Origin of the sequence: Pinisolibacter sp., assembly GCF_036782435.1 — a bacterium.
Classification (GTDB): domain Bacteria; phylum Pseudomonadota; class Alphaproteobacteria; order Rhizobiales; family Ancalomicrobiaceae; genus CALBKH01.
Window position 1 is genome coordinate 1 of sequence record NZ_DAIPZB010000054.1, and the last position, 25,757, is coordinate 25,757.

The following is a 25,757-nucleotide window of genomic DNA, read 5'->3' on the forward strand; positions in this document are numbered from 1 at the left end:
ACGCGCCGGTCGACATGCCGCCGCGCGCCCAGATCGAGGACGCCGAGCGGCGGCTGTTCGAACTGGCGGAACAGGGGCGCTACGACGGCGGCTTCGTTTCGTTCTCCGACGCGCTGCGCGGCTCGATCGAGATGGCGGCGGCGGCGTTCCAGCGCGCCGGCAAGCTCTCGGGCATCTCCACCGGCATCGCCTCCCTCGACGCCCGCCTCGGTGGGTTGCAGCGCTCCGACCTCGTCATCCTCGCCGGCCGCCCGGCGATGGGTAAGACGTCGCTCGCCACCAACATCGCCTTCAACATCGCCGCCGCCCATCGCGCCGAGGAACAGCCGGACGGCACGATGAAGACGGTCGACGGCGGCGCGGTCGGCTTCTTCTCGCTCGAAATGAGCTCCGAACAGCTCGCCACCCGTATCATCTCCGAACAGGCCGAGATCCCGTCGAACAAGATCCGTCGCGGCGACATCACCGACGCGGAGTTCGAGAAGCTGGTGGGCGCGGCGCAGACCATGCAGTCGATCCCGCTGTGGGTCGATCAGACCGGCGGCATCTCGATCGCCCAGCTGGCGGCGCGCGCCCGCAGGCTCAAGCGCCAGCGCGGCCTCGACGTGCTGATCGTCGACTACCTGCAACTCCTCACCGGGTCGGCGCGCAAGGGCGACAGCCGCGTCCAGGAGATCACCGAGATCACCACCGGCCTGAAGGCGCTGGCGAAGGAGCTGAACGTTCCGATCGTGGCGCTGTCCCAGCTCTCCCGTCAGGTGGAGAACCGCGACGACAAGCGGCCGCAGCTCGCGGACCTGCGCGAATCCGGCTCGATCGAGCAGGACGCCGACGTCGTCATGTTCGTCTATCGCGAGGAGTACTACCTCAAGAACCAGGAGCCGCAGGAGAAGGGCACCGACGTCTGGTTCAAGTGGGAGGAGAAGTTCAACCGGATGCGCGGCATCGCCGAGGTGATCGTCGGCAAGCAGCGCCACGGGCCGACGGGCTCGGTCGAACTGCACTTCGCCGGCGAGTTCACCCGCTTCTCCGACCTCATCCGCGACGATCACCTGCCCGAACGGCGGGAGTGATCGCTGCGGGCGCATTCGAGGGGGATCGCAGCGAAGTGGGAACGGGCGAACGGCGGCCGCGTCGCCGCGACCGCCGCCCTTTCGAGCCGTCCCGCCGCGGGGCGAGAGGCCCCGCCGACGTCGCTCGGCGTCAGTGGACGATGGTGCCCACCACCATGCCGTCGCCGTCGACCAGCACGTAGTTCTGGTTGACATAGGCGTAACGGTAGCCGGCGAGCTTCGGATTGCCCTCGATCTCATAGACCGTGACCGAGCTCGGCAGCGGCTTGCCGATGACGATCGGCTCCTTCACCACCACATTGTCGCGCGGATGCTTCTCGACGTAGGTGCGGACGTAGACCTGATCGTCGGCGGCGATGGTACCGATGGTGGCGCCGCCCACGGCGCCGGCGACGCCGCCGATCACCGCGCCCACCGGACCGCCGATGATGGCTCCGCCCACCGCTCCGGCCGCGGCGCCGCCGAGGGCGCCACCGCCGGACTGGTCGGCCGAGGCCGGCGAGGCGAAGGCGAGGGAGGCGAGGACCGCGACGGCGGTCGTAGTGGCCATGATCTTCATGTCTTCAGATCTCCCGAGGTTGCCGCCCGACCGTCGGGCGGCGTCGGGAAATGAACGCCGCGGCAGCGGAATGGTTCCGCCACCGAGGCCTCGGCCGGCTCAGGAGGTGCGGCGACGCGCGTAGAGCCGGAGCGCCAGCAGCCCGGTCGCGAGATGGAGCGCGCCGACGAACCCGATGATCCCGCCCCAGCCGAGGCCGGTCCAGAACACCCCACCGAGCGAGCCGGCGACGGACGAGCCGAGGTAGTAGGCCAAGAGGTAGAGCGACGAAGCGTGGCCGAGGTCGCCGCGGGCGAGGAGGCCGATCCAGCCGCTGGCCGCGGCATGGGCGGCGAAGAAGCCGGCGGTCAAGAGCGCGATGCCGACGACGATGGCGGCGAGCGAGTCGGGCCAGGTGGCCGCGAGGCCGAGGGCGGAGAGCGCCGTGCCGGCGACGATGACGGGGGCGCGGCCGAAGCGGTCGGCGGCGCGGCCGGCGAGCGGCGAGGCGAGGATGCCGAAGAGATAGACGACGAAGATCGAGCCGACCGCCGCCTGCCCGAGATCGAAGGGCGGGTCGGCGAGGCGGAAGCCGATGTAATTGTAGGTGGTGACGAAGCCGCCCATCGCCAGGAAGCCGATGGCGAAGACCAGCGCCAGCGCCGGGTTCGCCAGATGCCGGCCCCAGGTGGCGAGATGGGCGGAGAGCGGGCGGGTGGGGCGCGGCACGAAATTGTGCGACGGCGGCAGCAGCACCAGGAAGCCGATCGCCGAGGCGAGGCCGAGGCCGCCGATCACCGCCAGCGCCCAACGCCAGTCCGCGACTTCCGCCACGAGGCCGGTGAAGACGCGGCCGGCCATGCCGCCGAGCGCGTTGCCGCCGATGTAGAGGCCCATGGCGGTGCCGAGGCCGGCGGGCTCGATCTCTTCGGCGAGATGGGCCATGGCGACCGCCGGGGCGCCGCCGAGCGCCACGCCCTCGAGCGCCCGGATGATCAGCAGGAGATGCCAGGAGGGCGCGACCGCCGCGGTGAGTTCGAGCACGGCGGCGGCGACCAGAGAGGCGAACATCAGCGTCTTGCGGCCGACCGATTCCGACAGCGCCCCGGCGACGAAGATCGATACGGCGAGGAAGCCGGTGGTCAGCGACAGGGCGAGCGAGCTTGTCGCGGCGCCGACGCCGAAATGTTCGGCGAGGACGGGGAGCAACGGCTGGGTGCAGTAGATCTGCGAGAAAACGGCGTAGCCGGAGAGGAACAGCGCCCAGTTGATCCGCACATAGGCCGGCGTGCCGCGGCGCGTCCAGACGCGTTCGGCCGGCGGGGCGGCGGCGGGCGGGAGGACGGGGGGCGAACCGCGATCGGGCGACATCGGGTCTCGGGCGAAGGTTTCCGGCACGCGGCCGGTCTCGGGATCCTTCCGTCATAGCGCGTCTTCCCGCCGATACCAGTCTCGCCCGCCGCATGGCCGGGTCGCGGCGGCGGCGACCCCTCCACTCGACGGGCTTGACACCGGGGGGCGCTGCCTCTCCCCTGTCCGGACGATGACCGATGCTCCCGTTCCCGTTCCGCCCGCCCGGCTCACCCTCGATCTCGACGCCCTCGTCGCCAATCGGCGGTCGATCGCGGCGCGGGTCGGCGCCGGTGTCGAAGTCGCCGGCGTGGTCAAGGCCGATGCCTACGGCGTCGGACTCGCACCGGTCGCTCGTGCCCTTCTCGCCGACGGTTGCCGCACCTTCTTCGTCGCCCATGTCGGCGAAGGCGTCGAACTTCGCGCCGTGCTCGACGCCGCTCATCACCCGGAAGCGCGGATCTTCGTCCTCAACGGTCTTACCGCCGCCGAGGAATGCGTCTACCCGGCGCATCGCCTCTTCCCCGTCCTCGGCTCGCCGGCGGAAATCGCCGATTGGACGGCCTTTCGCCGCGCATCGCGCACGATGGTCGGGGCGGCGCTGCACGTCGACACCGGCATGAACCGCCACGGCCTGTCGCTCGCCGAAGCCCGCGCCTTCGCCGCCGACGCATCCGCGGTGGAGGCGGCCGGGCTCGTCCTGGTGATGAGCCACCTCGCCTGCGCCGACGAACCGAACCATCCGCTCAACGCCACACAACTCGCCCGCTTCCGCGAGGCCCGGGCGCTCTTCCCCGGGATCGCGGCGTCGCTCGCCAACTCCTCCGGCGTCTTCCTCGGACCCGACTACCACTTCGACCTCGTCCGGCCGGGGATCGCCGTCTACGGCGGGGCGATCGTCTCGGGCGAGGCGACGCCGATGAAGGCCGTGGCGCGGCTCGAGGCGAGGATCCTGCAGATCCGCGACGTTCCGCCCGGCGAGACGGTCGGCTACGGGGCGCGCCAGACGGTGCGGCGGCCGTCGCGGCTCGCCATCCTCTCGGTCGGCTATGCCGACGGCTTCCACCGCGCCGCCTCCTCCGCCGACGGCGCGCCCGGCGCCCACGGCCACCTGCACGGCCGGATGGTGCCGCTCGTCGGGCGCATCTCGATGGACCTGATGGCGGTCGACGTCACCGACGTGCCGGAGGCGAAGCGCGGCGACATGATCGAGCTGATCGGCGAGCACGTCACCGTCCAGGAGGCCGCGGCGCGGATGGGCACCATCGACTACGAGGTGCTGACCAGCCTCGGCCGGCGCTACGCGCGCATCCATCGGGGCGGGTGAGGACGGGCCGGAGCGCCCTCGCGCACGGAATCCCAGGGATCGAAGAACCCCTTGTTCGGAAAGCTCTTTTCGATGAGGGGAACACGGAACTCGGATGAGATCCTCCGAGTTCCGCATCGCCGCGTCAGGCGGCGAGCGCTGCCGGCTCGCCGAGCACATGGGCCGCATAGGCACGGGCGGAGGCGGCGATCTCGTCCTCCGAGAGCCCCCACATCGCGCCCTGCTGCGTGAACAGCGGCAGATAGTCGGCGCGGCAGAAGCGGGCGGTCGCCTGGATCGGCCGCAGCAGCTCGTCGAGAGTCCAGGCGTTCTGTCCGCCGGCGCGATAGGCTTCGGCCTTGCCGCCGGTCGAGACCGCGACGCCGATCGCCTTGCCTTCCAGCGCATCGCCGCCGGGGCCGTAGGCGAAGCCGTAGGCGAGCACGTCGTCGAACCAACGCTTGAGCAGCGGCGGGGTGGCGAACCAGAACATCGGGAACTGGAAGATCACCCGATCATGGGTGCGCAGCAGCGCCTGTTCGGCGGCGACGTCGATCACGCCATCCGGATAGGCGGCATGGAGGTCGTGGACGGTGACGCGGTCGGAATGGGCGGCGAGTGCCGCGGCCCAGGCGGCGTTGACCTTCGAGCGGGCGAGGTCTGGATGGGCGAGGACGACGAGGGTCTTGCCGGACATGGCTGATCGGTCTCCATTCGATATCGGTCGGTGTGTTTGCGTTCGACTTACAATTCGTATGTCGGTAAATATTCGATACCTACCCCTCCGAACGCCGCAAGGAGGGCGGGAAAAGTCAGTCGGTATCATCGGCGTAACCGAGGAAGGCGGCCGTCACCGCCCCTACGATCCCGCGAGGCCACCCCATGACGCTGCATCGTTCGACCGCCTGCGACGCCGGCGACTGCCCGATCCGGGACGTGCTCGACCGGCTCGGCGACCGATGGACGGCGCTGGTCATGAAGGAACTCGAAGGCGGCACGCTGCGCTTCAGCGAAGTCCGGGCGCGGATCCCCGACATTTCCCAACGCATGCTCGCCCAGACGTTGCGGCGGCTCGAACAGGACGGGCTCGTCTCACGCCGCGTCTTCCCGACCATTCCGCCGCGGGTCGACTACACGCTCACCGACCTCGGCATCTCGATGCTGGTGCCGCTCGGCGAGATGATCCGCTGGGCGATCGACAACCACGACGCCGTGCGGGCGGCGCGGGCGGCCTATGTGCCGCCGTCGGCGCAGCCGGCGCTGTGAGGCTCAGCGGAAGGCCGGCTCGCGCGGCGCCACTCGCCCCTCCTCGACGAGGAGGCGGACCGCCGCTTCGAAGCCGCGCCGGGCCGCAGCGGCGAGCGCACCGCCGAGGCTGACACGGCGGACGCCGCATGCCGCCAGATCGGCGACCCGCATCGCCTCGCCCCAGAGCAGCACGTTGACCGGTTTCGGCGCCACCGCCGCAACGATCTCGGCGACGGCGCCGAGGTCGGTGACGCAGGGCGCATAGAGGCAGTCGGCGCCGGCCTCGGCATAGGCGACGAGGCGGGCGATGGTGTCGTCGAGCGCCGCGGTGCCGAGCAGGAGGCCCTCGGCGCGGCCGACGAGGACGACGGCGGGGTCGATGGCGTCGATCGCCCGGCGGGCGGCTGCGATGCGCTCCGCCGCCTCGACGCGATCGAACAGCCGGTCGCCGCGCTGGTCCTCGATCGACAGACCGGCGACGCCGGTCGCCACCGCCGCGGCGACGTTGCGGCCGAGGCCGGCGAGATCGACGGCGTAACCGTCCTCGAAGTCGGCGTTGACCGGCAGATCGGTCGCCGCAACGAGCGCCCGCAAGTGGGCGACGACCTCGTCGAAGCCGACCTCGCCGTCCGCCTTGCCGAGCGACCACGCGAGCCCGGAACTGGTCGTCGCCACCGCCGGAAAGCCCGCCGCCTCGAGCCGCCGCAGGCTGCCGACATCCCAGGGATTGGGCAGGACGAAACAGCCGTCGCGGTGCAGCTCGCGGAACCGCCGGCGCTTCGCCTCGACCGTGACCATCGTCGCTCCTCCATGGAACATATGCAGAACATATTGACCGAATTCGCTTCCCCGTCAAGCCGCTCCGAGCCGGCCGCGGCGCCGGCGGCGATGCTCGTCGGTGGTTCAGACCCGCTCCAGCCGCTGCCACGGCTCGGCCGGCAGGGTCACGGTGATCGTGTCGCCGGGGGCGACCTCACCGCCGGCGACGACGATCGCCATCACCCCGGCCTTGCGGACGAGCGAGCCGTCGGCAGCGCGATCGAGGACGGCGGCGAGCAGACCCTTCCGAAAATTCTCGATCTGGCCACAGGGGTTGCGCAGGCCGGTCAGTTCGACGATCGCCGTCGAACCGATCGCCAGCCGGGCGCCACGCGGCAGGGCGAGAAGATCGAGACCGCCGGTGAGAATGTTCTCGCCGAGATCGCCGGGGGCGAGATCGAAACCCCGCGGTCGCAGCTCGTCGAAGAGCTCGCCCTGAACCAGATGCACCTGGCGCAGATTGGGCGCGGTCGGATCGGCGGCGACGCGCGATCGATGCTTGACCGTGACGCCGCAATGAGCGTCGCCCTCGACGCCGAGGCCGGTCAGCAGGCGGATCGCCGGCGTCACCCGCTTGGAGAAGCGATGGCCGCCGTCGGCCGCCACCGAGATCACCCGCCCCATCGTCATGCCCCTGCCCTCCCCGTCGCGTCGCGCCCTTCGCGCACGAAGGTGACGGCGGCGTGACGGAGGCACACGATTTCCGGGGAAAGCGGGGAATGTCACCCTGTACAAAACAGGAACATCGTGCCAATCTCCGACGATCGAATCCGGATCGGGAATCTCTGGAGACCGCATGGCCAAGCGCACCACCCGTTTCGTCTGCCAGAACTGCGGGTCGGTCACGGCGCGATGGGCCGGGCGTTGCGACGGTTGCGGCGAGTGGAACACCATCGTCGAGGAGGTCGACGGCGGCGCGGGCGGCGTCGGTGGTGCGCCGGCGGGCGTCTCGGTGTCGGCCAAACGCGGGCGCGTGGTGCCATTGGTGGCGCTCTCCGGCGAGGCCAAGGAGGCGCCACGTCTCGCCTCGGGGATCGCCGAACTCGACCGGGTGACCGGCGGCGGCTTCGTCCGCGGCTCGGCGCTGCTGGTCGGCGGCGATCCGGGGATCGGCAAGTCGACGCTGCTCATCCAAGCGGCGGCGGCGATGGCGCAGGCAGGCCACCGCGTCGTCTACGTCTCGGGCGAGGAGGCGATCGGGCAGGTGCGGCTCCGCGCCGAGAGGCTCGGGCTCTCGGCGGCGCCGGTGGCGCTGGCGGCGGAAACTTCGGTCGAAGACATTCTCGCCACGCTCTCGGCCGGGCCGGTACCGGCCTTCGTGGTGATCGATTCGATCCAGACGCTGTGGACGGAGCTGGCCGAATCGGCGCCGGGCACGGTCACCCAGGTCAGAACCGCGGCGCAGGCTCTGATCCGCTGGGCGAAATCGTCGGGCGCCACCGTCGTGCTCGTCGGCCACGTCACCAAGGACGGGCAGATCGCCGGCCCCCGCGTCGTCGAGCACATGGTCGATGCCGTGCTCTATTTCGAGGGCGACGACGCCCAGCGCTTCCGGGTGTTGCGTTCGGTGAAGAACCGGTTCGGCGCGACCGACGAGATCGGCGTCTTCGAGATGACCGGCGCGGGGCTGCGCGAGGTCGCCAACCCGTCGGAGCTGTTCCTCGGCGAACGCGACGGGCGCTCGCCCGGCACCGCCGTCTTCGCCGGCATGGAGGGATCGCGGCCGCTCCTCATCGAGATCCAGGCGCTGGTCGCGCCGACCTCGCTCGGCACGGCGCGGCGCGCCGTGGTCGGCTGGGACGGCAATCGGCTGTCGATGATCCTCGCCGTGCTGGAGGCGCATTGCGGGGTCCGGCTCGGCCAACACGACGTCTATCTCAACGTCGCCGGGGGTTTGCGCATCGCCGAACCGGCGGCGGATCTGGCCGTGGCGGCGGCGCTCGTCTCCTCGCTCGCCGGCGTGGCGCTGTCGGGCGAGAGCGTGTTCTTCGGCGAGATCGGCCTTTCGGGTTCGATCCGGCCGGTGTCGCGGGCCGATGCGCGGCTCAAGGAGGCCGAGCGCCTCGGCTTCCGCTCGGCCATGCTGCCGGCCGGCAATCTCGAGGCGACAGGCGGACGGACACCCCGCGAGGGCGCGAAATCGGTCGGATCGGCGGCGGTTCCCGGCCTCGAGCTGGCCGAGTTGCAGGCCCTCGCCGACCTCGTCGCCCGCATCGCCGCGGGCGCCGGCGGGCTCGTCCATCGGGCGCCGATCGGCGAACGTGAAGGGCGCGGCGGCGAGCGCGAGGGGCGCGGCGGCGGCCGGTCGGAGGGTGAGGGACGAGGGTCGATGCGGGCCTTCGGTCGCTGAGAGCGGCTCGGAAAGCAGGCACGCCGACGCGCTCGTGATCGGGCGTGCGACGCTCCGACGCGAATTCGCACTGGACCGAGGCGATCGGCTCGCGTATCGAAACGACGGGTTCGCGACGCTCGACGATCGCGGCGAAGAGGGTGGAAGGACCGGGCGGGTTCTTCGCCCATGAACCGGGTCCGAAGGGCGGGGCGGCGCCGGCGGACCACGACGAACGAGGCTGGGTTCGGACGATGGACTTCATCACGCTCCTCGACGGCATCGTCATCGTGGTGATGTTGGTGTCGGCGCTGCTCGCCATGTATCGCGGCTTTCTGCGCGAAGTGCTGTCGATCGCCTCCTGGGTGGCGGCGGCCGGGGTCGCCTTCCTCTTCCACAAGCAGCTCCTGCCGACGGTGAAGGCCTATGTGCCGAACGACAACGTCGCGCTCGGCGTCACGGTGATCGGGCTCTTCGTCGTCACCCTGCTGGTGGTCAGCTGGATCACCATGAAGATCTCGGACTTCGTGCTCGATTCTTCTTTCGGTGCGCTCGATCGCTCGGCCGGCTTCCTGTTCGGCGCGGCGCGCGGTCTGTTGTTGATCGTCGTGGCGATGCAGTTCTTCAACTGGTTCGTTCCGGCGCCGCAGCAGCCCAAGTGGGTGTCGGCGGCGAAATCGAAGCCGATCGTCGACTATCTCGGCGAACGGCTGCTCGCGGTGCTGCCCGAGAACGCCGAAGAAGAGCTGCAGAAGTATCTGAAGAAGAAGCGCGGGCCGGAGGACGGCACGCCGCAGGAGCCGGCCGAGCCCGGCAAGCCGCTCGCCCAGCCGCAGAAGAGCACGGACGCCGCGACGCCGCTCTATCGCAACGGCGACAAGCGGCAACTGGAGCAGATGATCGGGACGACGGCGAAGCCGGCGCCCTGAGGACGAGACGACGAGACGGGTGGATCCGGGGCGCTTCCGATCAGGACGGCGTCCCGAGCGTTTTACGGCCACCCTCCACACTCCGCCGACCCTCGACCCGAGACCGGGGGCGGCACGGACGGACAGGAGTAGCGACAGATGCCGGATCGCGATGCGGACGCGTTCTCGCCCGACGAGGCCCACGGGTCTCCCTTCGGCTGCGACGACCATCTCCACGAGGAGTGCGGCGTCTTCGGCGTCTACGGCCATCCGGAGGCGGGGGCGCTCGCCGCTCTCGGCCTGCATGCGCTCCAGCATCGCGGCCAGGAGGCGGCCGGCATCGTCACCTATGACGGCCAGCATTTCCACGTCGAGCGCCACATCGGCCTGGTCGGCGACAATTTCGCCAAGCCGGCGGTGATGGCCCGCCTCAAGGGCAACCGGGCGATCGGCCACACCCGCTATTCGACGACCGGCGGACAGGTGCTGCGCAACGTCCAGCCGCTGTTCGCCGAGTTCCACGGCGGCGGTTTCGCCGTCGCCCACAACGGCAACCTCACCAATGCGCTGACGCTGCAGCGCCAGCTCCAGGTGCGCGGCTCGATCTTCCAGTCGACCTCCGACACCGAGACGGTGCTGCATCTCGTCGCGACCTCGTCGAAGGGGCCGCTGGTCGATCGCTTCGTCGACGCGCTCCGGCAGATCGAGGGCGCCTACGCCTTCGTCGCCCTCTCCGAGAAGAAGATGATCGGCGTGCGCGATCCGCAGGGCGTACGTCCGCTGATCCTCGGCGACGTCGACGGCTATTTCGTGCTGGCGTCGGAGAGCTGCGCCCTCGACATCATCGGCGGCCGGGTGATCCGCGAGATCGAACCGGGCGAGATGGTGGTGATCACCGACGAGGGCATCGAGTCGATCCGTCCCTTCATCAAGACGGCGTCGCGCTTCTGCATCTTCGAATACGTCTACTTCTCCCGCCCCGATTCGGTGTTCTCCGGAACGTCGGTCTATGCGGTGAGGAAGCGCATCGGCCAGGAGCTGGCGCGCGAGGCGCCGGCGGCGGCCGACGTGGTGATCCCGGTGCCGGACTCGGGCACGCCGGCAGCGATGGGCTTCGCCGAAGCGGCGCATCTGCCCTTCGATCTCGGCATCATCCGCAACCACTACGTCGGGCGCACCTTCATCCAGCCGACGGACGCCATCCGCCACATGGGGGTGAAGCTCAAGCACAACCCCAACCGGGCGGTGATCGAGGGCAAGCGGGTGGTGCTGGTCGACGATTCGATCGTGCGCGGCACCACTTCGCAGAAGATCGTGCAGATGGTGCGCGAGGCCGGGGCGAGCGAGGTGCACATGCGCATCGCCTCGCCGCCGACCACCGACCCCTGCTTCTACGGTGTCGACACGCCGGAGAAGGCCAAGCTCATCGCGGCGCGCATGAGCCTCGAGGAACTGGCCGCCTACATCAACGTCGACAGTCTCGCCTTCCTCTCGATCGACGGCCTCTATCGCGCCGTCGGCGAGCCGAAGCGCAACGATCCGTCGCCGCAGTTCTGCGACGCCTGTTTCACCGGGGACTATCCGACGCGGCTCACCGACCGGGCGCTGACCGGCGACGTCCGCACGCTCGACCTCCTGGTCGAGTCGCTGTGATCCGGATCGCCCGCCCCTCCCGCCCTCGCGCCGAACCGACCGGAGTGCACCGTCCATGACCGACAGACCCCTCGACGGACGCATCGCCGTCGTCACCGGCGCCTCGCGCGGCATCGGCTACGTGCTCGCCCGCGAGATCGCCCGGGCCGGAGCGCATGTCGTGGCGCTGGCGCGCACCGTCGGCGGGCTCGAGGAACTCGACGACGAGATCCGCGGCTTCGGCGGCACGGCGACGCTGGTGCCGCTCGACCTCACCGATTTCGACGCCCTCGACCGGCTCGGTGCGGCGCTCTACGAGCGCCACGGCAAGCTCGACATCCTCGTCGGCAACGCCGGCATCCTCGGTCCGATCTCGCCGCTCGGCCACATCGCGCCGAAGGACTGGGACAAGGTGATGGCGGTCAACGTCACCGCCAACTGGCGCCTGATCCGTTCGCTCGATCCGCTGCTGCGCCGCTCCGACGCGGGACGCGCGGTGTTCCTCTCTTCGGGTGCGGCCCATCGCATCCGCGCCTTCTGGGGCCCCTACGCGGTCTCCAAGGCGGCGCTCGAGGCGATGGTCGTCACCTGGGCGCGGGAGAGCGAGATCACCTCGATCAAGGCGAACCTGCTCAACCCCGGACCGCTCAGGACCGCGATGCGGGCGCAGGCGATGCCCGGCGAGGACGCCGAGACGCTCGACCGCCCGGACGTTCTGGTGCCGACCGTGATGCGGCTGATCTCGCCGGCGCTCGAGGACAGCGGCCGGGTGTGGAACCACCCGACCGGCGACTGGCTCGCCTGATCGCACCACGATGTCGCTTCTCGCCCTCGTCCTGCTCGCCCTCGGGCTGTCGATCGACGCCTTCGCCGCCGCGATCGGACGGGGCGTCGTCGCGCCGGAACGGCCGAGCACCGCCCTGGCGATGCGCACCGGGCTCGTCTTCGGCCTCGTCGAAATGTCGGCGCCGATCGTCGGTTGGCTGCTCGGCACCGCCTTCGCCGGTTACGTCGAGGCGATCGACCACTGGATCGCCTTCGTGCTGCTCGTCGGCGTCGGCGGCCACACGGTGTGGGAGGCCTTCGAGGACGACGACGTGGAGGACGCGGCGGAGGCGGAAAAGGGCTCGCCGCTGTTGCTCGTGATCACCGCGGTCGGCACGTCGATCGATTCGATGGTGGTCGGCGTGTCTCTGGCGCTGCTCGAGGTCGACATCCGCGTCGCCGCGCCGATCATCGGCCTCACCACCTTCACCATGGCGTCGATCGGCATGTACGCCGGCAAGGCGATCGGCGACCGCTTCGGCCGGCGTGCCGAGATCGTCGCCGGCGTCGGTCTCGGTCTGCTCGGCTGCGGGATCCTCTACAGCCACACGATGGGGTGACGTCGAGGCGTGTGAGCGGTGGTTCGCGTAGGGTTCCGCCGAGCGCAGCGAGGTGCACCGACCACGACGAACGTCCGCCCGTGCTCGCGGAAGCGCCGCCGGTCCGGTTCGCTTCGCTCAGCGCCGCCCGGACTTGTCGTGATACGGGTTGTCGCCGGCCCTGAGCGACACGCGCAGCGGCACGCCGGCGAGGCCGAAGCGGTCGCGCAGGTCGTTGGTGAGGTAGCGCACGTAGCTCTCCGGCAGCACCTCGGGGCGCGAGCAGAAGACGACGAAGTGCGGCGGCCGGGTCTTGGCCTGGGTGACATAGCGGATCTTGAGGCGCCGTCCCGACACCGCCGGCGGCGGGTGGCGCTCCAGCACGGTCTCCAGCCAGCGGTTCAGCCGCGAGGTCGAGACGCGGGCGTTCCAGGTGCGGTGGGCGTTCTCCACCGCCTTCATCAGCTCGTCGAGCCCGTCGCCCATCAGGCCGGAGATGCGGACGAGCGGCACGCCGCGCACCTGCGGCAGCAGACGATCGCAGGTCTCGCGCATGGCGGCCCAGGCGGCGGATCGGTCCTCGATCAGGTCCCACTTGTTGAGGGCGATGACGAGGGCGCGACCCTCCTTGACCACCAGATCGACGATCTGCAGGTCCTGCTTCTCGAAGGGGATGGTGGCGTCGAGACAGACCACCACCACTTCGGCGAAGCGGACGGCACGGATCGCATCGGCGACCGACAGCTTCTCGAGCTTGTCCTGGACGCGCGATTTGCGACGCAGGCCGGCGGTGTCGAAGAGCTTGACCTTGCGGCCGCGCCATTCCCAGTCGACCGAGATCGAGTCACGGGTGATGCCGGCCTCGGGACCGGTCAGCATGCGGTCCTCGCCGATCAGCGAGTTGATCAGCGTCGACTTGCCGGCGTTGGGGCGGCCGGTGACGGCGACGCGCAGCGGCATCGCCCGGCGTTTCGCCTCGGCCGCGGCTTCGGCCGCTTCCTCGTCCTCCTCCGACACGTCGTCGACGGTGTCGGGCGCGACCGGCACGTTGGCTTCCGCCTCCTCGTCGGCGATCGCGTCGACGTGCGGCATCAGCGCGGCATGGAGATCGGCCATGCCTTCGCCGTGCTCGGCGGAGATGGCGACGGGATCGCCGAAGCCGAGTTCGTAGGCCTCCCAGGCGCCGGCCTCGCCGACGCGCCCCTCGGCCTTGTTGGCGAGAAGGATCACCGGCACGTCGACGCGGCGCAGGAGGTCGGCGAAGGAGCGGTCGATCGGCAGCAGGCCGGTGCGCGCGTCGATGACGAAGAGCACCACGTCGGCGAGGCGGATCGCTTCTTCCGTCTGGGCGCGCATGCGGCCGGACAGGCTCTCGGCGTCGGCCTCTTCGAGACCGGCGGTGTCGACGATGGTGAAGCTCAGGTCGCCGAGCTTCGCCTCGCCGGGTCGGCGGTCACGGGTGACGCCCGGCGTGTCGTCGACCAGCGCCAGCCGCTTGCCGACGAGGCGATTGAAGAGCGTCGACTTGCCGACGTTGGGTCGGCCGACGATGACCACGGTTGCCGGCATGACTCACTCGTAGGCGGTGAGGTTGCCGGAGGCGTCGAGCACCAGGATCTTCCCCGACACCGCGATCGGCTGCACCATCGCCGGCGTGTGGCCGCTCTGGGTCGCGGTGATGCGGCCGGAGGTCGGATCGGCGCCGATCATGCCGCCCTCGTTGGAGACCAGCCACAGCGAGCCGCCGGCGAGCACCGGGCCGGCCCAATGGGTGCGCTTCTTCTTGGTCTTGGTGACGGGCAGATGCGTCGCCCACAGGACCTCGCCGGTCTTGCGATCGAGCGCGGTCAGGTTGTCGTCGAGGTCGACCAGGAAAACGGCGTTGCCGGCGACGGCGGGCGTGTGAGCCGAGCCGAAGGCGACGTCCCACAGGCGGGCGCCGGACTTCAGTTCGATCGCCACGGTGCGGGAGCCGACGCCGGTCGCGTAGACGACGCCGTCGGCGATCACCGGGCTGGCGGCGATGGTGGCGAGGCCCGACACCGCGAAGGTGCGGGAGGCGCGGGCCAGCGTGTCGTTCCACAACACCTTGCCCGACTTCATCTCGAGCGCCACCAGTTCACCGGAGGTGAAGGGCACCACGGCGATGCCGTTCGCGATGGCGGGATTGGCGGAGGACAGCAGGTTGCCGATCTCCGGCGTACCGCGCCACGTCCAGGCCTCGGTGCCGTCGGCGACATTGTGGGCGACGACGGTGCTGGCCTGGGTGACGACGACGACCTTGCCGTCGGAGACGGTCGGGGCGCTGCGCGCCGGTTCGGGGAGCTTGACGTCCCAGACCACCGCGCCGCTGTCGGCGTCGAGCGCCATCAGCTTGCCGTAGGCGGTGCCGGCATAGACGCGCGAGCCGTCGGTGGCGACGCCGCCGGTGGTCGCCGGCTCGTCGATGTCGTTCGGACGCACGCTGACGCGCCAGGCGGTGCCGCCGGCGAGCGACACGGCGGTGACGTGACCCGACGGGCCGAGAACGAAGGCACGGCCACCGGCGGCGACCGGTCCGGCGAAGGCGCGGACGTCGCCGCGCAGCATGCCACCGGTCCCGGTGTCGGCGGCGTGGGTCGACCAGACGCGCGAGGTGCCGCTGCCGTCCAGCGCGACGTGACCGGCGGCGTTGCCGGCCGGACCACCGACGCCACCCCAGGAGGAGACCGCATGCGGTCCGGGGATCACCACCGGCTTGTTCTTGGCCAGTTGGCCGGGGCTGAGATCGGACATCACCGGCTGACGCTCACCCGGCAGCGCCTTCTTCGATTCGCCGAAGGGGTTGATCGCCGAGATGGCGTCCTGGATGTCGTCGGTGGACGAGCAGCCGGCTGCGGGGACGGTCAGAGCCGCGATCAGCGCCAAGCGCAGGAACTTCGACATCACTCGGCCTTTCCAGTGGCAGCGGAACCCCGAACCAGGGCGCTCAGTACGGCGAGGCGATCGACGAGATCGCGCGGCGTCTCGGGATCGGTTTCCGCCGTCTCGATCCACTTGGAGGTGGTGGCGAGGTCGCCCGCCTTCCAGGCGGAAAGAGCCAGGATCTCGCGGGCGGAATGACGGAAGGGCTTGCCGGCGAGGGCGAGCGGCGCGACGCGCGCCTCCACCGCCGCACGCTCCTCCTCGTCGAGGGCGAGGTAGGCGGCGCGGATGCGCGCCACGTCGGCGAAGATCGGCGACGTCTTCTGATCGGCGGCGACCGCGTCGAAGGCCTTGATCGCCCCGGTGGCGTCACCCTTGTCGGCCAGGGTCGCGGCGGCGCGCAACGCGGCGAGCGTCGGATAGCCGCCGGATCCGGTCTCGGCGAGACCGCGGAACGACTCCTCCGCTTCTGCGAGGGCCCCGGTCCGGGCGAGACGCATGGCGGCTGCGAAGGCGTCGCCCTGGGCGCGCGCCTGGATCGTCCGCCAGTATTCGTAGCCGCGCCAGCCGGCGACGACGACGACGATGGCCACCGCCATCGCCAGAACCAGAACCCCGTAGCGATCCCACAGCTTGCGGATCTGCTCGTTTCTCAGTTCCTCGTCGATTTCATTGAAGATGTCGGCCATCGAACTCCGCCCACCGGGCCGGCGCCGCGACCGGGGTCGGGGCGATCGAGATTGATCTCATGTCGAGCGGTTTGAAAGCACGACACCGAACGGCCGGCGAAGCCGCAGCTTGCCGGATGCGCCGCACCATAGCCGTTCCCTGGTCCAGCCGCAAAGGGGCGGTGTCGGGAAAGGCGTCGGCGGCGACGCGGGATGTCCCGCTCTTGGCGACCAATCGGCGCCTTTTTGCGGCAGAGGTGCGTCCCGGTCACAGTCTTGCGATCATCCCAGCGGAGAGACGCCGATCAGCCACAGGTGGACGCGCCAGAGGAAGGCGCCGTAGACGGTCAGACCCGCGACGATCGCGATCACGTCGTTGCGGCCGAAGGGCGGCACCTCGGGACGTCCGGGCTTGCGGCGCGCCAGCGACATGCGGTCGGCGAGCGCCCAGACGGCGAAGGCGGCGAAGAGGGTCACGGCCGGAGCCGAGCCGACGTAGAGGAGATGGCCGACCGCCCACAGGATGGTCGCCGTCAGCATCGGATGGACGACGCGCCCCTTGATCCACCCCGGCAGGTACGTGGCGAAGAGCAGCGGGAAGACCGGCGCGAGGACGAGGAGCGTGGCGTGGCGCATCCCCTTCTCGCTCTCGAACCAGACCGGGGCGCCTTCGGCGCGCGCCCGACCGAACCCCCAGATGATCAACCCGAGGCCGACGGCCGAGACGAGCGTATGGACGCCGCGCCAGCCGTTGTCGCCGAGGCGAGCGACGAAGGCGGCGCGCAGGCTCGGCACCATCGGCACGGTGTGGACGAGGATGAAAAGGGCGAGGCCGAGGACGAGGAACTTCATCGGAGATCTCCGTGGCGCTGATTCTCGCATCCTACGACGGGAGCCGCCGAAGGTCCGTGACGATACGTCCGCCGGGCGGGGATCACACGGAGTGGTCGATCACGACCTCGTGGTCCGAATGCGTCGGCGCGGGGGCCGGACCTTCGTTCCACCCGTCGCCGAAGAGGCTCACGCCACCCCCGGCGCCCGTTCGGGGAGCGGGAAGAGATCGGCGAAGCGGCGCAGGGCGTCGCGATCGCCGGTGATCGCCATGTCGCCGGCGGTGATCGCCGCGTCGAGCGGCAGGCCGGCGTAGACCACCGCCGCCAGGGCGTTCTGGTCGCAGGTCACCACGGCGTCGGGCTTCGTCGCGCGGCCGGGCAGGATCGAGAAGGTGCCGCCGGCGATGCGGGCGGTGAAGCTCTCGACGCCGAAGACGAAATCGATCACCGCATCGAGGTCGCCGGCGCGGTCGGGGTCGAACATGGTGCGGAACGACAGGACCACCGAGGCGATGCTCATCGGCTTGCCGGGGGCGAGCGTCGGCGAGCGCGCCGCCCAGCGGCCGATGCCCTGGATCAGCGGTTCGAGTTCGTAGCCCCACGCGGTCAGTTCGTAGACGGCGGCAGCGGCGGGCGGCGGCAGGCGGCGGCGCGTCAGGATGGCCGCGGCCTCCATCTCCTCCAGCCGTTGGGTGAGGACGTTGGGCGAGATGGCGGGCAACGCCGCCTTGAGATCGGTGAAGCGGCGCGGACCGAGCATGAGTTCGCGGGCGACGAGCAGCGCCCAACGCTCGCCGATCAGATCCAACGCATGGGCGGCGGCGCAACCGTCGTCGTAGCGCCGCCGGTTCGGACGTTCCGCCACACCGGTCTCCTCGATTGACAGGATTTTACTCCTAAAATAGGATCTTCAAATATCGTAATGATACCGACTTCGTTCGGGGGAGGATAGCATGGCGCAGATGATCTTCGTGAACCTGCCGGTCGCCGATCTCGAAGCGTCGAAGGCGTTCTATCTGGCCCTCGGCTACAGTGTCGATCCGCGGTTCAGCGACGACAAGGCGACGTCGATCGTGATCTCCGAGCGCATCGTCGTCATGCTGCTGATCGAGCCGTTCTTCGCCACCTTCTGCACCAAGCCGACGGCGGACGCGCATGCGGTGACCGAAGTGCGCAACTGCCTGTCGATGGAGAGCCGGGAGGCGGTCGACCGTCTGGTCGACGCGGCGGTGACGGCGGGCGGGCGCGAGGATCGCTCGGCGATGGACATGGGCTTCATGTACATGCGCGCCTTCGACGACCTCGACGGCCACGTCTGGGAGATCGCCTGGATGGATCCGGCCTTCGCCGAGAAGGGTGTCACCGACGAGCGGCACGACGACGCCGAGGTGATGGCGAAACTCGAGGCGCGGTGACCCGCCTCCCCCTTTCCTCCCCCTTTCCTCCCCCTTTCCTCCCCCTTCCCTCACCCTTCGCAAGCGACCGGAGACCTCCATGGCCGACTTCGTCCGGATCATCCCCTGCCTGTGGTTCGATCGCGACGCCGAAGCGGCGGCGCGATTCTACGTCTCGGTCTTCGACGGCGAGATGGGCGGCGGCGCCGATTATCCCGAGAGCGACTTTCCGGCGCACGAGGGTCGCGAGGGCACGCCCATGGTGGTGACCTTCCGCATCGGCGGCATCGAATTCACGGCGCTCAACGGCGGGCCGCAATTCACCCATTCGCCGGCGATCTCGTTCCAGATCCATTGCGACGACCAGGACGAGATCGATCGCTACTGGGAGCGCCTCACCGACGGTGGCGATCCGGCGGCGCAGCGCTGCGGTTGGCTGAAGGACCGCTTCGGCGTGTCGTGGCAGGTGGTGCCGCGCGACATGGGCCGCCTGATGGGCGGCGGCGACCCCGAGCGCGCGGCGCGGGTGATGCGGGCGCTGCTGCCGATGACCAAACTCGACCTCGCCACGCTCGAGGCCGCCTGGGCGGGATGAGCGGGCTCGTTCGTTCGATCCGCGCCGGGGCTCGATGCGCCATCCTTCGAGACGCGCCCGCGGCGCTCCTCAGGATGAGGCTCTCGAGGAAATCGTCTCGAAAGCGAGCCCCTCATGGTGAGGAGCGTGGCGAAGCCACGCGTCTCGAACCATCGCCCACGCTCGAACGACACCCGCGGCCGATGTTCCCGGAACCACCGCGCTCGAACGCACGAAGGCCGCGATCCGGAGAGCCGGATCGCGGCCTTCGTGATATTCGACGGCACCCGTCGATCAGCCGAAGCGGCCGGTGATGTAGTCCTGGGTGCGTTCGTCCTTCGGCGCGGTGAAGATGTCCGAGGTCTGGCCGAATTCGATCAGCTTGCCGAGCAGGAAGAAGCCGGTCATGTCGGAGCAGCGCGCCGCCTGCTGCATGTTGTGGGTGACGATGACGATGGTGAACTCGGACTTGAGCTCGTCGATCAGCTCTTCGATGCGCGCGGTCGAGATCGGGTCGAGAGCCGAGGTCGGCTCGTCGAGGAGCACCACTTCCGGCTTCACCGCCACGGTACGGGCGATGCACAGGCGCTGCTGCTGACCGCCGGAGAGACCGACGGCGGAGGAGTGCAGGCGGTCCTTCACCTCGTTCCACAGCGCCGCCTTGGTCAGCGACCATTCGATGCGGTCGTCGAGTTCGGACTTGGAGACCCGCTCGCCGAGCTTGATGCCGAAGGCGATGTTGTCGCGGATCGACATCGGGAAGGGCGTCGGCTTCTGGAACACCATGCCGACCCGCCGCCGCAGCGCCGCCGCCGGCACGTCGGGGGAGAGGATGTCCTCGCCGTCGAGCAGCACTTTTCCCACCGCCTTCTGACCCGGATAGAGGTCGTACATGCGGTTGAGGACGCGCAGCAGGGTCGACTTGCCGCAACCCGACGGGCCGATCATCGCCGTGACCCGCTTCTCCGGGATCTTCATGTCGATGGTGTGCAGCGCCTTGCTGTCGCCATAGAAGAAGTCGAGCGCCTCGATCGAGATCTTGGTCGCCGCTTCACGCCCGTCGTCGATGGCGGCGGCGCGCCGCTGGCGCAGCTGCTCGGACATTTCGGAGAGTTCGATGTTCATTTCGAAGCCTTTCCGCGCGGCGCCAGAACGACGCGAGACAGGATGTTGAGGGCGAGGACACCCACGGTGATCACCAGAGCGCCGGCCCAGGCGAGCGCCACCCATTCGTCGAAGGGGCTTCCGGCGTATTGATAGATGGTCACCGGCAGGCTGGCCATCGGCTTGTCGAGATCGAACGACCAACCGAGGTTGCCGAGCGAGGTGAAGAGCAGCGGTGCGGTCTCACCGGCGGCGCGGGCGACGGCGAGCAGGATGCCGGTGACGATGCCGGCGCGCGCGGCGCGCCACAGCACGTGCACCACCACCGAGTGATGCGAAGCGCCGAGGGCGAAGGCGGCTTCACGCAGCGATCCGGGGACGAGGCGCAGCATGTCCTCGGTGGCGCGCACCACCACCGGCAGGATCAGCACCGCCAATGCCGCCGAACCGGCGATCGCCGAGAAGCCGGCGAAGGGCTTCACCAAGAGCTCGTAGACGAAGAGGCCGATGAGGATCGACGGCGCCGAGAGCAGTACGTCGTTGACGAAGCGCACCGCGTCGGCGAAGCGGCCGCGGCCCACCTCGGCGAGCCAGGTGCCGGCGAGAAGTCCGATCGGCGTGGCGATGGCGAGGCCGATGGCCACCTGGATGAGCGAGCCGACCACCGCGTTGGCGAGGCCGCCGTTGCGGCCGGGCGGCATCGTCGGCTCGGTGAAGACCGACAGGGACAGCGCCGTGGCGCCGCGCCAGACCAGCGTCCACAGGATCCAGGCGAGGAGAACCAGCGCCAGCAGGGCGAGGATCGAGGCGACGATGCGGACGATCCGATCGGTGAGGAGGCGGCGATCGAGCATCTTCACGGCTCAGCCCTCCATACGGTTGCGGACCAGCGCTCGCGCCAGGGCCAGCACCAGGAAGGAGATGACGAAGAGCGAGAAGCCGAGCTCGAGCAGCGCGTGGAGCTTCATCGAGCCGGGGCCGGCCTCGGGGAACTCGTTGGCGATGGTCGAGGCGATCGAGGCGCCGGGCGAATAGAGCGTCGCGGCGATGCGGTTGGCGTTGCCGATGACGAAGGTCACCGCCATGGTCTCGCCCAGCGCGCGGCCGAGGCCGAGCATCACCGCGCCGACCAGCGCGGTGCGGCCGTAGGGGATGGTCACGGCTCGGAACACCTCGTTCATGGTGGCGCCGACGCCGTAGGCCGCCTCCTTCAACACCGGCGGTACCGAGGTGAAGATCTCGACGAACATCGCGGTGATGAAGGGCATGATCATCAGCGCCAGGATCAGGCCGGCGGTGAGGATGCCGGTACCGACGGGGGCGCCGGAAAAGAGCATACCGATCAACGGGATCGGTCCGAAGATCGAGGTGAGGAAGGGCTGGACGGTCGAGGCCATCAGCGGCGAGACGACGAAGAAGCCCCACATGCCGTAGATGATCGAGGGGATGGCGGCGAGCAGCTGGATCGCCGTGCCGATCGGCCGGCGAAACCGCTCCGGCGCCACTTCGGTGAGGAACAGGGCGATGCCGAGCGAGGCCGGGAAGGCCAGCACCATGGCGATCAGCGAGGTGATCAGGGTGCCGTAGAGCATCACCCCGGCCCCGTAGTGCTCGGTGACCGGGTTCCAGTCTGTCGAAAGGAAGAAGCCGAGCCCGAATTCCTTCAGCGCCGGAAAGCCGCCCTTGAACAGCAGCACGACGATCGCGCCGAGGATGACGAGCACCGCCACGGCCGCGGCGTTGAGCGCGAAACGGAAGACGCCGTCACCGACGTCGACGTGCCCGCGTTTCGTCAGCGAGGCGGCGACGGAGGAGACGGTCGGGGCGGTGGAGCTGTCGACGGTCACGAGCGCATGTCCGGTTCTCCGAGCGGCTCACGACCCGATCGCATCGGATCGCCCCACTCGAATTCGTTTGCGGATCAAGGTCTCGTCGTTCGGCTCGTTCCGATCCGGATGGAGCCGACGCGAGAACGACGAGACGCCCCCGCCGGCGTGAGACACGTCGGCGGGGAGCATCGGTTCACGAAGCCGGATCACTTCCAGATGGCGGCGCCGGAAGCGTCCTTGATCTCGACCTTCCAGGCGGCGCGGACGCGGTCCTTCACGGCCTTGGGCAGGGCGATGTAGTGCAGGTCTTCGGCCAGCTTGTCGCCGTTCGAATAGGCCCAGTCGAAGAACTTCATCACCTCACCGGACTGCGCCGCGTCCTTCGGGTCCTTCGGCAGCAGGATGAAGGTCGCCGAGACGATCGGCCAGGCGGTCTCGCCGGCGGTGTCGATCATCGAGGCGTCGAAGTTCTTGGCACTGTCCCAATCCGCGGCGCCGGCGGCGGCCTGGAAGGCCGGGACGGTCGGGGTGACGAACTTGCCGGCCTTGTTCTTCAGCGAGGTGGTGGTGAGCTTGTTGGCCGAGGCGTAGACGTACTCGACGTAGCCGAGCGCGCCCTTGGCGTTCTTGACCATGCCGGCGACGCCGTCGTTGCCCTTGGCGCCGTTGCCGGCGGCCCACTTCACAGAGGTGGCGGCACCGACGCCACCCTTCCAATCGGCGGAAACGGCCGAGAGGTAGGAGGTGAAGACGAAGGTGGTGCCCGAACCGTCCGAACGGTAGACCGGCAGGATGGCGAGGTCGGGGAGCTTCACGCCGGGGTTCAGGTCGGCGATCGCCTTGTCGTTCCACTTGGCGATCTTGCCGAGGTAGATGTCGGCGAGGACCGGGCCGGTGAGCTTGAGCTGGTCGGCCGCGACGCCGTCGAGGTTGACGATGACGACGACCGAGCCGACGACGGTCGGGAACTGCAGCAGCTTGCCGCTCTCGAGCTTGGCCGGCGCCATCGGGGCGTCGGAGGCGCCGAAATCGACGGTTCGGTTGAGGATCTGGGTCTGACCACCGCCCGAGCCGATCGCCTGATAGTTCAGCGCGGAACCGGTCTTGGCCTTGTACTCGGCGCTCCAGGCCGCATAGACGGGCGCCGGGAAGGTGGCGCCGGCACCGGTGAAGTCGCCGGCATGGGCCGGAACGGTGAGGCTGCCGACGAGCGCGACGGCGGCGGCGACGAGGTGGATCTTCGACATGAGGTCCGTCTCCGGGTTGGGGCGCAGCGGTCGGGAACCGGCTCCGCCCGGGGGCTTTCGGGGACGGGTCTATGACGCGTGGATGACAGGCATGTGACAGCGGCGGCGGAGGGTGCCCGAAGGTGGACGCGAGCGCGGCGCCGAGGCGGATGTCAGCCGAGCGCGCGCGCCCACTCCTCGGGGCGAAAGCCGACGAGGATCTCTTCGCCGAAGGTCGCCACCGGACGCTTGATCATCGACGGCTGGGCGACCATCAGGGCGATGGCCTTGGCCTCGTCGAGATCGGCGCGGGCCTCCTCGGGGAGCTTGCGGAAGGTGGTGCCGGCGCGATTGAGGAGCTTCTCCCACCCGACCTTCGCCGCCCACTCGGCCAACCGCTCGGCGGTGACGCCCTCGACCTTGTAGTCGTGGAAGGTGTAGGCGACGCCACGCCCGTCGAGGAAAACGCGGGCCTTCTTCATGGTGTCGCAGGCCTTGATGCCGAAGAGGTGGAGGGTCATGGGGGCTCCGAACTTGTTCCGAAGAATGAAGGCTATCCGGACCCGCCCGCTTTCGCATTGGCGACGAGTTCGATTTCCTGTTATATATCCAGAAACATCCGAGGGGGGAAGTCATGAGCAAAGCCGGTCGACTTGCCGTCCAGAATCACAGGTTACGCCTGAAAGAGCGCGGGGTCGCTCGCTTCGAGGTCCAGGGGCTCGACGGTGATCGCGAGTTGATCCGCCGGTTGGCGCGGCGGTTGGCCGAAGGTGGAGCCGAGGCTCAGCGACTGCGGCGCGAGGTTGAGCGGTCGATCAGCGGGGAGCCGCCGAAGACCGGCGGCATTCTCGCGGCACTGCGGCGCTCGCCGTTGGTCGGCGTCGACCTCGATCCGGAGCGATCCTTCGAGCCGGGGCGTGAGGTCGAGCTGTGACGCGCTGGCTGCTCGATACCAACATCCTCAGCAATCTGGTGAAGCCGGAGCCGTCGGCGGCGCTGGTCGCCTGGATGGCGGAACGGCGCGACGAGGATCTGTTCATTTCCGCCCTGACGATCGCCGAGATCCGGCGCGGCATCCTCGACCTGCCTTCGGGGCGCCGTCGCGATCAACTCGAGGCGTGGTTCGCCGGTCCAGAGGGGCCGCCGGCGCTGTTCGCGGGCCGCATCCTCGCCTTCGACGAGACGGCGGCGCTCGCCTGGGCGCGCCTTATGGCGGAAGGCCGGACGAGCGGTCGCCCGCGCAGCGCCCTCGACACGATCATCGCCGCCACGGCCGAGGCGAACGTGTGTGTGGTGGTGACGGGGAACGAGAAGGATTTCGCGGGGGTGGAGGCGGTGAATCCGATGGGGGTGGGGTGAGGGTGCGGAGTGGCGGCGAAGCGGGGTGGGCGGTCCGAATGCCGAGGGGACATGATGCTTTCGTATTGACATCGTAGATACATCGACCCATCCTCCAGCCATGATCACCGGCCGCACTTCACCCGCCTCGCCTTCCGAATCCCTGCTCACCACCGAGCCGGACCGAGCCCTCACGTCCGAGGTCAAAGGGTCGATCAACCTGCGCATCGAAGCGCAGACGCGGCAGCTCATCGACGATGCTGCCGCTGTTCTCGGCAAGACGCGGACAGAGTTCATGATCGAGAGCGCGCGGCGGCAAGCGATCGACGTGTTGCTCGATCAACGGCTGTTCAGCCTCGCGCCCGACCGGTTCGACGCCTTCGTGCAAGCGCTCGATCTGCCGCCCGCGCCGGGGCCGAAGCTGCGGGCTCTGCTGCGGCGGGTGCCGGCATGGCGGCGATAGGCGACGATCCGGAACGGCCCGAAGGACGTCCGACGCCGCCGGCCCCGCTCGGGGAGGACCACGACCTCTCGAGTTTCGATTGCGGCGAGCCGGCCCTGAACGACTGGCTGAGAGAGCGTGCGCGCAAGAACGAGAGCCGGTTCTCGCGGACCTATATCGTGTGCGACGGCGTGCGTGTCGTCGGCTTCTACAGCCTGTCGGCCGGCTCGGTGGAGCGCGTTGCGGCGCCGGGCAGGCTCAGGCGCAATGCGCCCGACGCGGTTCCGGTCTCGGTGATCGGGCGGCTGGCGGTCGATCTCGCCTGGGCGGGTAAGGGCCTCGGCGCCGATCTCCTCGCGGATGCCCTGCAGCGCATCGCGCAGGCCGCGCAGAGCATCGGCATCGGCGCGGTGCTGGTCCACGCCAAGAGCGACGCGGCGAAACGCTTCTATCTCCGATGTGCGGAATTCATCGAATATCCCGAGGACAGCCGGGTGCTGTTTCTGCCGATCGAGACGGTGGTGGCGGGGATGGAGTGAGGCGGTGGACCGCCTACGGAGCGCCCCGACACGATCATCGCTGGCATATGTGCCCACGCGACTCGAAATACCTACAGGTCTACCTTGACAGACCGCGCCAAACTCGACCGCAGTTTGTGTGCGGAGTCGTCTCCCGCACCGTCCACACTGGTGAAGCCTTCGGGGCAAGATGGAATTTTACTGAGGCCCTCTTTCGAGCGCGCCGCAGGGTTGAGTGGACCAACTCACTGCAAGGCGCCATCGAGAGACGACCATCATGCTGTACTTTCCGAATCTTGAGCGGCCTAAGAGTCCGTTTTGAAAATCACGGATGAGCGTTTCGCCTGAGGAGATTGCCAC

The 25,757-nt window shown here is 69.4% G+C and carries 29 protein-coding genes; 14 read left to right on the plus strand and 15 right to left on the minus strand.

Translation table 11 applies throughout. The features are described from left to right. The coding region (locus V7Q42_RS18385) for a replicative DNA helicase (protein ID WP_333825622.1) at positions 1-1,073 on the plus strand (1,073 nt) is incomplete at its 5' end. 130 nt (positions 1,074-1,203) lie between these two features. On the opposite strand, the gene V7Q42_RS18390 is transcribed toward V7Q42_RS18385, so the two are convergent. Together V7Q42_RS18390 and V7Q42_RS18395 are read right to left on the minus strand one after the other, a co-directional pair. Beyond that, positions 1,204-1,632: a DUF1236 domain-containing protein gene (locus V7Q42_RS18390; protein ID WP_333825624.1), complete on the minus strand. Its 429-nt coding sequence runs from the start codon at positions 1,630-1,632 to the stop codon at positions 1,204-1,206. A gap of 99 nt (positions 1,633-1,731) precedes the next feature. After that, positions 1,732-2,982, minus strand: coding sequence for an MFS transporter (locus tag V7Q42_RS18395; protein WP_333825626.1), 1,251 nt, complete (start codon positions 2,980-2,982; stop codon positions 1,732-1,734). A 172-nt stretch (positions 2,983-3,154) separates the two neighbouring features. Here V7Q42_RS18395 and alr point away from each other — a divergent pair, with 172 nt between their 5' ends. Continuing rightward, entirely contained in the window at positions 3,155-4,288 is a 1,134-nt protein-coding gene (alr, locus tag V7Q42_RS18400) for an alanine racemase (RefSeq protein ID WP_333825628.1), read from the plus strand. Between the two features lie 124 nt (positions 4,289-4,412). Here alr and V7Q42_RS18405 read toward each other — a convergent pair whose 3' ends face one another. Then, on the minus strand, positions 4,413-4,964 hold the full coding sequence (locus V7Q42_RS18405; RefSeq protein WP_333825629.1) for an NAD(P)H-dependent oxidoreductase: 552 nt from the start codon (positions 4,962-4,964) through the stop codon (positions 4,413-4,415). Between the two features lie 185 nt (positions 4,965-5,149). On the opposite strand from V7Q42_RS18405, the gene V7Q42_RS18410 reads away from it, so the two are divergent. Continuing rightward, complete coding sequence (locus V7Q42_RS18410) at positions 5,150-5,533, plus strand: winged helix-turn-helix transcriptional regulator (protein ID WP_333825630.1); 384 nt, start codon at positions 5,150-5,152, stop codon at positions 5,531-5,533. Between the two features lie 3 nt (positions 5,534-5,536). Here V7Q42_RS18410 and V7Q42_RS18415 read toward each other — a convergent pair whose 3' ends face one another. Both V7Q42_RS18415 and V7Q42_RS18420 read right to left on the minus strand, forming a co-directional pair. Continuing rightward, positions 5,537-6,313, minus strand: coding sequence for an isocitrate lyase/PEP mutase family protein (locus V7Q42_RS18415; RefSeq protein WP_333825631.1), 777 nt, complete (start codon positions 6,311-6,313; stop codon positions 5,537-5,539). A 105-nt stretch (positions 6,314-6,418) separates the two neighbouring features. Next, positions 6,419-6,958, minus strand: coding sequence for an MOSC domain-containing protein (locus V7Q42_RS18420; RefSeq protein ID WP_333825652.1), 540 nt, complete (start codon positions 6,956-6,958; stop codon positions 6,419-6,421). Positions 6,959-7,130: 172 nt separating this feature from the next. Between V7Q42_RS18420 and radA the strand changes: the two genes are divergently transcribed. The 5 genes from radA to V7Q42_RS18445 all read left to right on the plus strand — a co-directional run bounded on the left by radA (position 7,131) and on the right by V7Q42_RS18445 (position 12,588). Beyond that, on the plus strand, positions 7,131-8,684 hold the full coding sequence (radA, locus tag V7Q42_RS18425) for a DNA repair protein RadA (protein WP_333825632.1): 1,554 nt from the start codon (positions 7,131-7,133) through the stop codon (positions 8,682-8,684). Between the two features lie 233 nt (positions 8,685-8,917). After that, complete coding sequence (locus tag V7Q42_RS18430; RefSeq protein WP_333825633.1) at positions 8,918-9,592, plus strand: CvpA family protein; 675 nt, start codon at positions 8,918-8,920, stop codon at positions 9,590-9,592. 138 nt (positions 9,593-9,730) lie between these two features. Continuing rightward, complete coding sequence (gene purF, locus V7Q42_RS18435) at positions 9,731-11,224, plus strand: amidophosphoribosyltransferase (RefSeq protein ID WP_333825634.1); 1,494 nt, start codon at positions 9,731-9,733, stop codon at positions 11,222-11,224. Between the two features lie 55 nt (positions 11,225-11,279). After that, on the plus strand, positions 11,280-12,008 hold the full coding sequence (locus V7Q42_RS18440; RefSeq protein ID WP_333825635.1) for an SDR family NAD(P)-dependent oxidoreductase: 729 nt from the start codon (positions 11,280-11,282) through the stop codon (positions 12,006-12,008). A 10-nt stretch (positions 12,009-12,018) separates the two neighbouring features. After that, complete coding sequence (locus tag V7Q42_RS18445; RefSeq protein WP_333825636.1) at positions 12,019-12,588, plus strand: manganese efflux pump MntP; 570 nt, start codon at positions 12,019-12,021, stop codon at positions 12,586-12,588. Between the two features lie 117 nt (positions 12,589-12,705). Here V7Q42_RS18445 and der read toward each other — a convergent pair whose 3' ends face one another. The 5 genes from der to V7Q42_RS18470 all read right to left on the minus strand — a co-directional run bounded on the left by der (position 12,706) and on the right by V7Q42_RS18470 (position 17,837). Beyond that, positions 12,706-14,136 carry a ribosome biogenesis GTPase Der gene (gene der / locus V7Q42_RS18450; RefSeq protein ID WP_333825637.1) on the minus strand — a complete coding sequence of 477 codons (1,431 nt, stop codon included), beginning with the start codon at positions 14,134-14,136 and terminating at the stop codon, positions 12,706-12,708. A gap of 3 nt (positions 14,137-14,139) precedes the next feature. Beyond that, a complete protein-coding gene (locus tag V7Q42_RS18455) occupies positions 14,140-15,492 on the minus strand; it encodes an outer membrane protein assembly factor BamB family protein (protein ID WP_333825638.1) in 1,353 nt (450 codons plus the stop codon). Beyond that, a complete protein-coding gene (locus tag V7Q42_RS18460; RefSeq protein WP_333825639.1) occupies positions 15,492-16,160 on the minus strand; it encodes a tetratricopeptide repeat protein in 669 nt (222 codons plus the stop codon). The genes V7Q42_RS18455 and V7Q42_RS18460 overlap by 1 nt, the downstream gene beginning before the upstream one ends. Positions 16,161-16,421: 261 nt before the next feature. Continuing rightward, the gene (locus tag V7Q42_RS18465; RefSeq protein ID WP_333825640.1) at positions 16,422-16,991 is read right to left on the minus strand and encodes an NnrU family protein; all 570 of its coding nucleotides are present in this window, start codon (positions 16,989-16,991) and stop codon (positions 16,422-16,424) included. A 168-nt stretch (positions 16,992-17,159) separates the two neighbouring features. Further along, on the minus strand, positions 17,160-17,837 hold the full coding sequence (locus tag V7Q42_RS18470) for a winged helix-turn-helix transcriptional regulator (RefSeq protein ID WP_333825641.1): 678 nt from the start codon (positions 17,835-17,837) through the stop codon (positions 17,160-17,162). Positions 17,838-17,925: 88 nt separating this feature from the next. On the opposite strand from V7Q42_RS18470, the gene V7Q42_RS18475 reads away from it, so the two are divergent. Beyond that, positions 17,926-18,387: a VOC family protein gene (locus V7Q42_RS18475; RefSeq protein ID WP_333825642.1), complete on the plus strand. Its 462-nt coding sequence runs from the start codon at positions 17,926-17,928 to the stop codon at positions 18,385-18,387. Between the two features lie 79 nt (positions 18,388-18,466). After that, positions 18,467-18,961, plus strand: a complete 495-nt coding sequence (locus V7Q42_RS18480) for a VOC family protein (protein WP_333825643.1) — start codon at positions 18,467-18,469, stop codon at positions 18,959-18,961. Positions 18,962-19,234: 273 nt separating this feature from the next. Here the strand turns inward: V7Q42_RS18480 and pstB are convergent, their stop codons facing one another. The 5 genes from pstB to V7Q42_RS18505 all read right to left on the minus strand — a co-directional run bounded on the left by pstB (position 19,235) and on the right by V7Q42_RS18505 (position 23,620). Continuing rightward, entirely contained in the window at positions 19,235-20,044 is an 810-nt protein-coding gene (pstB, locus tag V7Q42_RS18485; RefSeq protein ID WP_333825653.1) for a phosphate ABC transporter ATP-binding protein PstB, read from the minus strand. 17 nt (positions 20,045-20,061) lie between these two features. Continuing rightward, positions 20,062-20,898 carry a phosphate ABC transporter permease PstA gene (pstA, locus tag V7Q42_RS18490; RefSeq protein ID WP_442958231.1) on the minus strand — a complete coding sequence of 279 codons (837 nt, stop codon included), beginning with the start codon at positions 20,896-20,898 and terminating at the stop codon, positions 20,062-20,064. 9 nt (positions 20,899-20,907) lie between these two features. After that, positions 20,908-21,891 (minus strand): phosphate ABC transporter permease subunit PstC, encoded by a 984-nt coding sequence (gene pstC, locus V7Q42_RS18495; RefSeq protein ID WP_333825645.1) that lies wholly within the window; start codon positions 21,889-21,891, stop codon positions 20,908-20,910. A gap of 188 nt (positions 21,892-22,079) precedes the next feature. Then, the gene (gene pstS, locus V7Q42_RS18500; protein ID WP_333825646.1) at positions 22,080-23,120 is read right to left on the minus strand and encodes a phosphate ABC transporter substrate-binding protein PstS; all 1,041 of its coding nucleotides are present in this window, start codon (positions 23,118-23,120) and stop codon (positions 22,080-22,082) included. Between the two features lie 152 nt (positions 23,121-23,272). Beyond that, complete coding sequence (locus V7Q42_RS18505) at positions 23,273-23,620, minus strand: ArsC family reductase (RefSeq protein WP_333825647.1); 348 nt, start codon at positions 23,618-23,620, stop codon at positions 23,273-23,275. Positions 23,621-23,733: 113 nt separating this feature from the next. Between V7Q42_RS18505 and V7Q42_RS18510 the strand changes: the two genes are divergently transcribed. The 4 genes from V7Q42_RS18510 (at position 23,734) to V7Q42_RS18525 (ending at position 25,418) form a co-directional block, all read left to right on the plus strand. Next, on the plus strand, positions 23,734-24,033 hold the full coding sequence (locus V7Q42_RS18510) for a hypothetical protein (RefSeq protein WP_333825648.1): 300 nt from the start codon (positions 23,734-23,736) through the stop codon (positions 24,031-24,033). After that, positions 24,030-24,458 carry a type II toxin-antitoxin system VapC family toxin gene (locus V7Q42_RS18515; RefSeq protein ID WP_333825649.1) on the plus strand — a complete coding sequence of 143 codons (429 nt, stop codon included), beginning with the start codon at positions 24,030-24,032 and terminating at the stop codon, positions 24,456-24,458. The genes V7Q42_RS18510 and V7Q42_RS18515 overlap by 4 nt, the downstream gene beginning before the upstream one ends. Before the next feature lie 100 nt (positions 24,459-24,558). Then, a complete protein-coding gene (locus tag V7Q42_RS18520) occupies positions 24,559-24,900 on the plus strand; it encodes a type II toxin-antitoxin system TacA family antitoxin (protein ID WP_333825650.1) in 342 nt (113 codons plus the stop codon). Next, entirely contained in the window at positions 24,888-25,418 is a 531-nt protein-coding gene (locus V7Q42_RS18525; RefSeq protein WP_333825651.1) for a GNAT family N-acetyltransferase, read from the plus strand. The genes V7Q42_RS18520 and V7Q42_RS18525 overlap by 13 nt, the downstream gene beginning before the upstream one ends. The last annotated feature ends 339 nt before the right edge of the window (positions 25,419-25,757 follow it).

Coding starts and splice junctions, on each gene's coding strand:
- V7Q42_RS18390 (WP_333825624.1), bottom strand. CDS start 1,632: ATGAAGATCATGGCCACTACGACCGCCGTCGCGGTCCTCGCCTCCCTC.
- V7Q42_RS18395 (WP_333825626.1), bottom strand. CDS start 2,982: ATGTCGCCCGATCGCGGTTCGCCCCCCGTCCTCCCGCCCGCCGCCGCC.
- alr (WP_333825628.1), top strand. CDS start 3,155: ATGACCGATGCTCCCGTTCCCGTTCCGCCCGCCCGGCTCACCCTCGAT.
- V7Q42_RS18405 (WP_333825629.1), bottom strand. CDS start 4,964: ATGTCCGGCAAGACCCTCGTCGTCCTCGCCCATCCAGACCTCGCCCGC.
- V7Q42_RS18410 (WP_333825630.1), top strand. CDS start 5,150: ATGACGCTGCATCGTTCGACCGCCTGCGACGCCGGCGACTGCCCGATC.
- V7Q42_RS18415 (WP_333825631.1), bottom strand. CDS start 6,313: ATGGTCACGGTCGAGGCGAAGCGCCGGCGGTTCCGCGAGCTGCACCGC.
- V7Q42_RS18420 (WP_333825652.1), bottom strand. CDS start 6,958: ATGGGGCGGGTGATCTCGGTGGCGGCCGACGGCGGCCATCGCTTCTCC.
- radA (WP_333825632.1), top strand. CDS start 7,131: ATGGCCAAGCGCACCACCCGTTTCGTCTGCCAGAACTGCGGGTCGGTC.
- V7Q42_RS18430 (WP_333825633.1), top strand. CDS start 8,918: ATGGACTTCATCACGCTCCTCGACGGCATCGTCATCGTGGTGATGTTG.
- purF (WP_333825634.1), top strand. CDS start 9,731: ATGCCGGATCGCGATGCGGACGCGTTCTCGCCCGACGAGGCCCACGGG.
- V7Q42_RS18440 (WP_333825635.1), top strand. CDS start 11,280: ATGACCGACAGACCCCTCGACGGACGCATCGCCGTCGTCACCGGCGCC.
- V7Q42_RS18445 (WP_333825636.1), top strand. CDS start 12,019: ATGTCGCTTCTCGCCCTCGTCCTGCTCGCCCTCGGGCTGTCGATCGAC.
- der (WP_333825637.1), bottom strand. CDS start 14,136: ATGCCGGCAACCGTGGTCATCGTCGGCCGACCCAACGTCGGCAAGTCG.
- V7Q42_RS18455 (WP_333825638.1), bottom strand. CDS start 15,492: ATGTCGAAGTTCCTGCGCTTGGCGCTGATCGCGGCTCTGACCGTCCCC.
- V7Q42_RS18460 (WP_333825639.1), bottom strand. CDS start 16,160: ATGGCCGACATCTTCAATGAAATCGACGAGGAACTGAGAAACGAGCAG.
- V7Q42_RS18465 (WP_333825640.1), bottom strand. CDS start 16,991: ATGAAGTTCCTCGTCCTCGGCCTCGCCCTTTTCATCCTCGTCCACACC.
- V7Q42_RS18475 (WP_333825642.1), top strand. CDS start 17,926: ATGGCGCAGATGATCTTCGTGAACCTGCCGGTCGCCGATCTCGAAGCG.
- V7Q42_RS18480 (WP_333825643.1), top strand. CDS start 18,467: ATGGCCGACTTCGTCCGGATCATCCCCTGCCTGTGGTTCGATCGCGAC.
- pstB (WP_333825653.1), bottom strand. CDS start 20,044: ATGTCCGAGCAGCTGCGCCAGCGGCGCGCCGCCGCCATCGACGACGGG.
- pstA (WP_442958231.1), bottom strand. CDS start 20,898: ATGCTCGATCGCCGCCTCCTCACCGATCGGATCGTCCGCATCGTCGCC.
- pstS (WP_333825646.1), bottom strand. CDS start 23,120: ATGTCGAAGATCCACCTCGTCGCCGCCGCCGTCGCGCTCGTCGGCAGC.
- V7Q42_RS18505 (WP_333825647.1), bottom strand. CDS start 23,620: ATGACCCTCCACCTCTTCGGCATCAAGGCCTGCGACACCATGAAGAAG.
- V7Q42_RS18510 (WP_333825648.1), top strand. CDS start 23,734: ATGAGCAAAGCCGGTCGACTTGCCGTCCAGAATCACAGGTTACGCCTG.
- V7Q42_RS18520 (WP_333825650.1), top strand. CDS start 24,559: ATGATCACCGGCCGCACTTCACCCGCCTCGCCTTCCGAATCCCTGCTC.
- V7Q42_RS18525 (WP_333825651.1), top strand. CDS start 24,888: ATGGCGGCGATAGGCGACGATCCGGAACGGCCCGAAGGACGTCCGACG.